Below are 6,000 nucleotides of genomic sequence, written 5' to 3' on the forward strand. Positions count from 1 at the left end.
GATATGTTTATATTGATTGTAGCAAGCTGGAACACCGGAGAGAAAAATGCATTTGATGATACGTGGGGGATAAAACCCAGGAATAGGCTGTCTAAATATATTGCGAGCTATGACGATTGGGAAGAGGTTTATGACCGGCCTTTCCGTGACTACAATATACTTACCGGTAATAAATACATTTCGGAGTTTGACAAAATTGAGATCGCAATTGACCAACCGTATAAGACGAGGTACCTCTTTTATGTACTTTCGAAAAGATCCGATATAAACCAAGAGTAAATCATAATGGTTATGAAACAGGTTAATAAGCCAAATTGGGAAATCAAAATGTTGTATGACAGATATCCCAATGGTTGTAGAGGCGGCTGCCATTGCGTACATCCAGCGGATGACTGTGGATGCGAAGATTGCCAGCAGAGACATGCTTACCAGGCATTCCAAAGCCGAGCATTGAAAAGATTCTTTAATTGTAGATTGAATTAAAAACTATTGACAGACTTAATGTCCAAAAGAATCAACGTAAATTAAATGGTTGACCTGGATACCAACTGGCGCCGTTACCTCCGCGGGTAGCTAACAGGTATAGAAATAAGCCTATTGCGAAAAAAATGAGGATTCGTATTAAAAAAGATGTCGAACCCTTCTGTCTTACATTAGCTTTAAAGCTATGCCTTCGACCATAGCGTTTGACCTTTCTCGGAGTGGACATGATTGAACTTACTAGCGATAAATATAGTGAATTTCATTATATTGCCTGTTTATCGAAAACCGTCACTTTGCAAGCAATGATAAAGATCCAGCGCTTGATTAGTTGGATACGGAGATTTTGAAAACAAGCCAGCGTCGAATTTGGATATTTTGTTCAAACCCTGTACCTTTATAAAAGTCGATTATGTAGCCGGACCTAAGATAATCCGTAATTTAATTACAAGGAAACAAGTGAGGTCGAAAGGGAACCTTAATCATTTTTAAATTGAAATATGGGTAGCCAAAGAGTTATTCAAAATCAAGCGATTCGGCTTAGATGGTTAGGTTATTATCTATTATTGGGTGGAGTAGTAGGCCTGGGAGTCGCCATATGGTCCTTTTCACATATTATTCAACTGACCGGTGGGATTTTACTGTTGTATACCCTTATTTTCGGATTTTGTGTCTACAACATCTTCTGCGCACGGCTACTGCTCAAAGGATCCCTTGAAAAAGGCCTATGGAACACTAAACTTAATTTGATTCTTCAAACGCTCCAATTTTCAGTCATGGGATACACTTGGGAGGTTTGCGCGGGGCTCGGAGTAATCTTCGGGTATGATTTTAACACCTATACTCCGACATTCTCCACAAACATCCCTAGTTTTTCAATAGTGTTAAATGGCGGAAACGATGATTTAACGATAGGAATTAACGTCATTGCCCTTTTGGCATTCATTTACGTGGACCGATTTGAACGGCAATTGGAACGGGAACTGAGCGTTTTTGAAAATTGAATCAAATTTAAAAATGGTAAACGCATGAGTAGGATAAAACAATCACATTTTACTGACAAAACGGCATACTGGGCAGTTATCTCAATAATCGGCGGATTGCTCCTTTGGAATCTTTATGCAACCGTAACTACCGGACGATTGGTTGGTCTACTACCGATAACAATTCAGTCGATTTTATTAGGGCTTATTTTCATGAAACATCAATACGCCAGAATCGGGATAAAAATTTGGGCAATCGTATTTCTTGCTATAGCGTCTGGATTGCAATTTTTCGGGAGATTGCTGGAAGATGCTGTAAACGGCTTTCCGGATGTGGACTGGCAACACTATTTGACAAAATTGGTAACCGGTCTGATCGGTATTGTATTAGTTATTTGTGTCAATAGGACGGTACAGGTGGTGGAGTGTCGTCGTAACGAAATTGAGTAAAAAGTTAGCGATGTAAAACGGAATGGAACCTCAAGCAGTCAATGAAAACGCATTAAAGAAAGGGATAGCACTTATTTCCTTTTTATCGATGGCCATTGCGTATTCTGTCGGACTGATCGGCCATGCTGTATCGAGCGTAATTGAAAAAGGATACGTTGAAGAATTCGAGGTCATCATTTTCTGGTCTGGCATTGCAGAGCTGCTAGCTTGGGCTATTTTCGTCCGGTGGCCAATGACGAAACTGCGGCATGATACGTGGGTATTTAACAGGTGGGTATTCCCCTTTGTTACCATGGCATATGGTATGGCGGTATTCATGATCATAATCGGATGGTTGTTTCTGCAATCGGATTTCCACGCGGTATTTGGTATCGCCGCTTTGGTGGGTTTTTCCTTTGGCCTTACCTATATCACATTGATTAAAAGCAAAAAAATAGTGGTATTCTTTTGTGGCACTAACCCTTCGAGATGGTTGGTTCTACTCTACCCTGCCTTATTTTTAGCAGCATTTTTTTATGTGTTTCCCAATATCTGGCCTGCTGCAGCGTTTCGATGGATGCCCGATGGTGTTCGGCGGGACATCGTCGTGGAGACCATTCCACAGTTTAACGCTGGAGATGATTTCGAGCCGTTGACTCGGGCACTGCCGGGATATTTCAATTCCTTCGGTGATGGTGAGGGAAATACTTCGCAAACAATGCCAGGCTTTACTTTTTTGCTTCAAGTACACTGCCACAAAATCATCCGGCTGGAGTATGCATATCATTCGAATGCAGGAATAATGGGCGTGTCTGGCGATTTGCATAACGAACCATGTCCGTAGGCAAATGAGTTTGTGCAGGACAAAACCTTCGGAAACTAGGATATTTTGGACTGAATTGGAAAAAAACATGAACAAAAAAAAGGCAGCCGATCGGATACTGCTAACGAAGCAGCAGCTTTTCTGGCATTTTTCTGTGGTGCCATTTTTACTCATCCCACCCGTCTTTATTGTTATCGATACCATCAGAATGTATCTGGGTGACAGTTATAAACTGGTTCGCACAAAAGAGGAACTGCTTTGGAGCGCCGTGATATTTATTGGAACGGCACTTATCTCTTTCTTCATACAGCGAGCGAGGCTCCGCTTTAAGGTATTCAATATCGAATGCACTGATGAGCAATTCGATAACGCATTGGAAAAGACAAGCGAGGACTTAAAGTGGAGAATCCTTACAAAACGGAAGACCTATGTGAGAGCGGGGAGGTATTGGAATTGCTCTTCAAGTTGGGGTGAATTGATAACAATCAAACGGAAAAAGGACAAAATATTGATCAACAGTATCTGTGATCCGGATACCATCCCATCGGTTATTTCCTACGGCTGGAACAGACACAACATCAAAATATTCATGAATAATTTAAAAAAGCAACGTGAGACCGTATCAGACATTCCACAATGATATCGAAACGCAGGGATTCACAACAATACCGGGTGTATACACATCGGAAGAGGTTGATGCAATGATTGACTTGATTAACCGTGCGGATACGGAAAAGGAGACTTTCCGGAAATCAGCCGACCTGTTTGCGATCCGCCAATTCCTAAAGGAACTGCCGGAAGCCATGGACCTCGTTTTCAATATCCGTTTACGGAAATTCATTTCGACCATGTTCGGACCGGATTACTTCGTGGTGAAGAGCATTTATTTCGATAAGCCGGAAGGGTCAAATTGGTATGTGGCTTATCACCAAGACCTGACAATCTCCGTTGATAGAAGACTGGATATTCCCGGCTTCGGCCCTTGGACGGTTAAGCAGAACCAGTTTGCGGTGCAACCGCCACTTGATATGCTGGAAAACAATTTCACCATCCGGATACATCTGGACGACACGGATGCAGATAATGGGGCGCTGAAAGTCGTCACCGGCTCCCACCTGAAGGGTATTTACCGGCCGGAAAACATCGATTGGTCTAACGAACGGGAGTCGGTTTGCGATGTACCGAAAGGTGGAGTGATGATCATGAAGCCGCTACTCTTGCATAGCTCGAGCAGAACAACCAACGGAAAGAAAAGGCGGGTGATTCATATTGAGTTTTCCAATGGTGAGCTACCGGCAGGACTGAGGTGGTCAGAACGCGTTAAACTATGAAAGCAATTCGGCTGGCACTGATCTGCCTTATTGGGATACCACTGGTACATTACACCATTAAATTTCAATACGAGCAGTTTGTCGACGATGCGTTAATTTGGTTTTTCTTGCTAATTGCGGGGACGATCGTACTGATTTGGACGCTTATTGCCGACATCAGAAATTACCGTTTTACACGGGAAATAGGAGCTTTGTTTCCTGCGCTTCTGGGCATCGCCTTTCTAATAACGATTTTAGCTATTGAATATCGCGTGCAAGCGCGTTTTAATAAAGCCACCTGGGTACGCGCAGATTATGATGGCGACATCAATGGGGTCTCGATCGATTTTAAAATCGATGGGTCTTATGTATTGAATAACCACGTGATCGGTTCTAGCGATTACAGTTACGGCAATTACACAATCGATGGCAACCGGATTACATTGGACAAAACATTTGGCCGGATCATTACGACGCCTTACTTTGAGATTCGGCAACGAAGTGATAGGCATGGCTCCAAATGGCTTTACTTATTATCGGATGATGGCGCTGTTTTGGATAGCGTTTCATTCAAGGTGACCATAGACAACAGATGAACTATGAAGGCTTGATTCCTTGAGCGATGAGTCGAAGGGCTTTTGTTTTTATCTTTGAAAAACATATCATAGCCTTCGGAATATGCTTGAGTATTTCGTAAATTCAAATGAGAACCTACTATCTTTTTAGCGGACTAGGCGCAGACCACCGGGCATTTCAGGGGATGGAATTCCCTGGCGAAACCCGCCATATTAGCTGGGTACCTCCATTGCCAAACGAATCAATAGCTGGATATGCTGAGCGAATCGCTGCTCAGATTACATCGCCCTCACCGATACTGGTGGGGCTTTCTTTTGGCGGTATGATGGCCTTGGAAGTAGGTAAACACGTGCAGGCTGAACAGGTAATTCTGATATCATCCGCTAAAAGTAAGGCCGAAATACCTTGCTATTATCGATGGCTGGGTGGCTTGAGCCTGCACCGACTGATCCCTGCTTCGCAGATAACTAAAGCGAATCGGTGGCTCTATTGGCTGTTCGGAGCAGAGACACCCGAGGAAAAGTCACTGCTGGCGGACATACTTGCCGATACGGATCCGACGTTCTTCCGATGGGCAGTGAATAGCATCGCCACCTGGAATAACACCGCTGTACCGGCTAATACCATACATATACACGGCATCGCTGACCGTATACTCCCCTACCGTTTTGTAAAGGCAGACTATGTGATACCCGGCGGCTCGCACTTTATGGCAGTAAACCGGGCAAAGGAAATCAGTGATATCATAGCTGGATTAGGACAAACAGCTGGAAGGTGACCAGTTCGAAAAAACTGACATGCGACTTAAGGAATGGCTTCATGAATCAAATATACGCTTTTGGCGGCATAATAAATTGGTTTGCTTATCTTTACTCCATAACCTTGATGATGTTCGGACGTTTCAAGAAATCAGCCTTACCGGATCGACCGCTGGATGCGGAGATTTGGAAGTAAAACAAGAAGATGCACGGAATGAATAATAAGAAAACCATAAATAGCTTAAAAATCATAGCGATTCCGACAGCCTATGCACTTATTATGCGTTTTGTTTTCGGTGTGAAAGACTGGGAAGGTGCTTTCAAAATGATGTCTGTGACTTTCCTCTTCTTATTGCCGTGTATAGTGGGGATGTTGACAGTCTATTTTTCAAGAGATCGGTCAGCCGGCAAACTGGTATATCGAATATTCGCTCCTTGGATTCCGGTATTGGTGTTTTTCCTGATCACTTTCGTTCTCGCGATCGAGGGCTGGCCTTGCCTGGTAATGATTCTGCCGGTGTTCCTCATCGCCGCTTCCCTTGGCGGTACACTGGGCGGTTATCTGTATCCGCCCGACCAACTACAGGTTTGATTCCTGAAGATTATTTTTATAGTTCTGTGGGTATAGGTCTTTCAGGTTT

9 protein-coding genes are annotated in these 6,000 nt (G+C 43.4%); all 9 read left to right on the forward strand.

Translation table 11 applies throughout. The features are described from left to right. Positions 1-3 precede the first annotated feature (3 nt). The 9 genes from ACEVG1_RS18595 to ACEVG1_RS18635 all read left to right on the forward strand — a co-directional run bounded on the left by ACEVG1_RS18595 (position 4) and on the right by ACEVG1_RS18635 (position 5,951). On the forward strand, positions 4-279 hold the full coding sequence (locus ACEVG1_RS18595; protein WP_374745230.1) for a hypothetical protein: 276 nt from the start codon (positions 4-6) through the stop codon (positions 277-279). A gap of 701 nt (positions 280-980) precedes the next feature. Beyond that, positions 981-1,484 (forward strand): hypothetical protein, encoded by a 504-nt coding sequence (locus ACEVG1_RS18600; RefSeq protein WP_374745231.1) that lies wholly within the window; start codon positions 981-983, stop codon positions 1,482-1,484. A 24-nt stretch (positions 1,485-1,508) separates the two neighbouring features. After that, on the forward strand, positions 1,509-1,913 hold the full coding sequence (locus tag ACEVG1_RS18605) for a hypothetical protein (protein WP_374745232.1): 405 nt from the start codon (positions 1,509-1,511) through the stop codon (positions 1,911-1,913). A 22-nt stretch (positions 1,914-1,935) separates the two neighbouring features. Then, complete coding sequence (locus ACEVG1_RS18610; protein ID WP_374745233.1) at positions 1,936-2,736, forward strand: hypothetical protein; 801 nt, start codon at positions 1,936-1,938, stop codon at positions 2,734-2,736. A gap of 67 nt (positions 2,737-2,803) precedes the next feature. Continuing rightward, entirely contained in the window at positions 2,804-3,355 is a 552-nt protein-coding gene (locus ACEVG1_RS18615) for a hypothetical protein (protein WP_374745234.1), read from the forward strand. Beyond that, a complete protein-coding gene (locus tag ACEVG1_RS18620) occupies positions 3,327-4,046 on the forward strand; it encodes a phytanoyl-CoA dioxygenase family protein (protein WP_374745235.1) in 720 nt (239 codons plus the stop codon). Before ACEVG1_RS18615 ends, ACEVG1_RS18620 begins: the two co-directional genes overlap by 29 nt. Further along, on the forward strand, positions 4,043-4,621 hold the full coding sequence (locus ACEVG1_RS18625) for a hypothetical protein (RefSeq protein WP_374745236.1): 579 nt from the start codon (positions 4,043-4,045) through the stop codon (positions 4,619-4,621). Before ACEVG1_RS18620 ends, ACEVG1_RS18625 begins: the two co-directional genes overlap by 4 nt. A gap of 107 nt (positions 4,622-4,728) precedes the next feature. After that, a complete protein-coding gene (locus ACEVG1_RS18630) occupies positions 4,729-5,379 on the forward strand; it encodes an alpha/beta hydrolase (protein ID WP_374745237.1) in 651 nt (216 codons plus the stop codon). 194 nt (positions 5,380-5,573) lie between these two features. Beyond that, a complete protein-coding gene (locus tag ACEVG1_RS18635; protein ID WP_374745238.1) occupies positions 5,574-5,951 on the forward strand; it encodes a hypothetical protein in 378 nt (125 codons plus the stop codon). The last annotated feature ends 49 nt before the right edge of the window (positions 5,952-6,000 follow it).

The sequence above is a fragment of the Parapedobacter sp. 2B3 genome, from assembly GCF_041925275.1.
Classification (GTDB): Bacteria; Bacteroidota; Bacteroidia; order Sphingobacteriales; family Sphingobacteriaceae; genus Parapedobacter; species Parapedobacter pyrenivorans_A.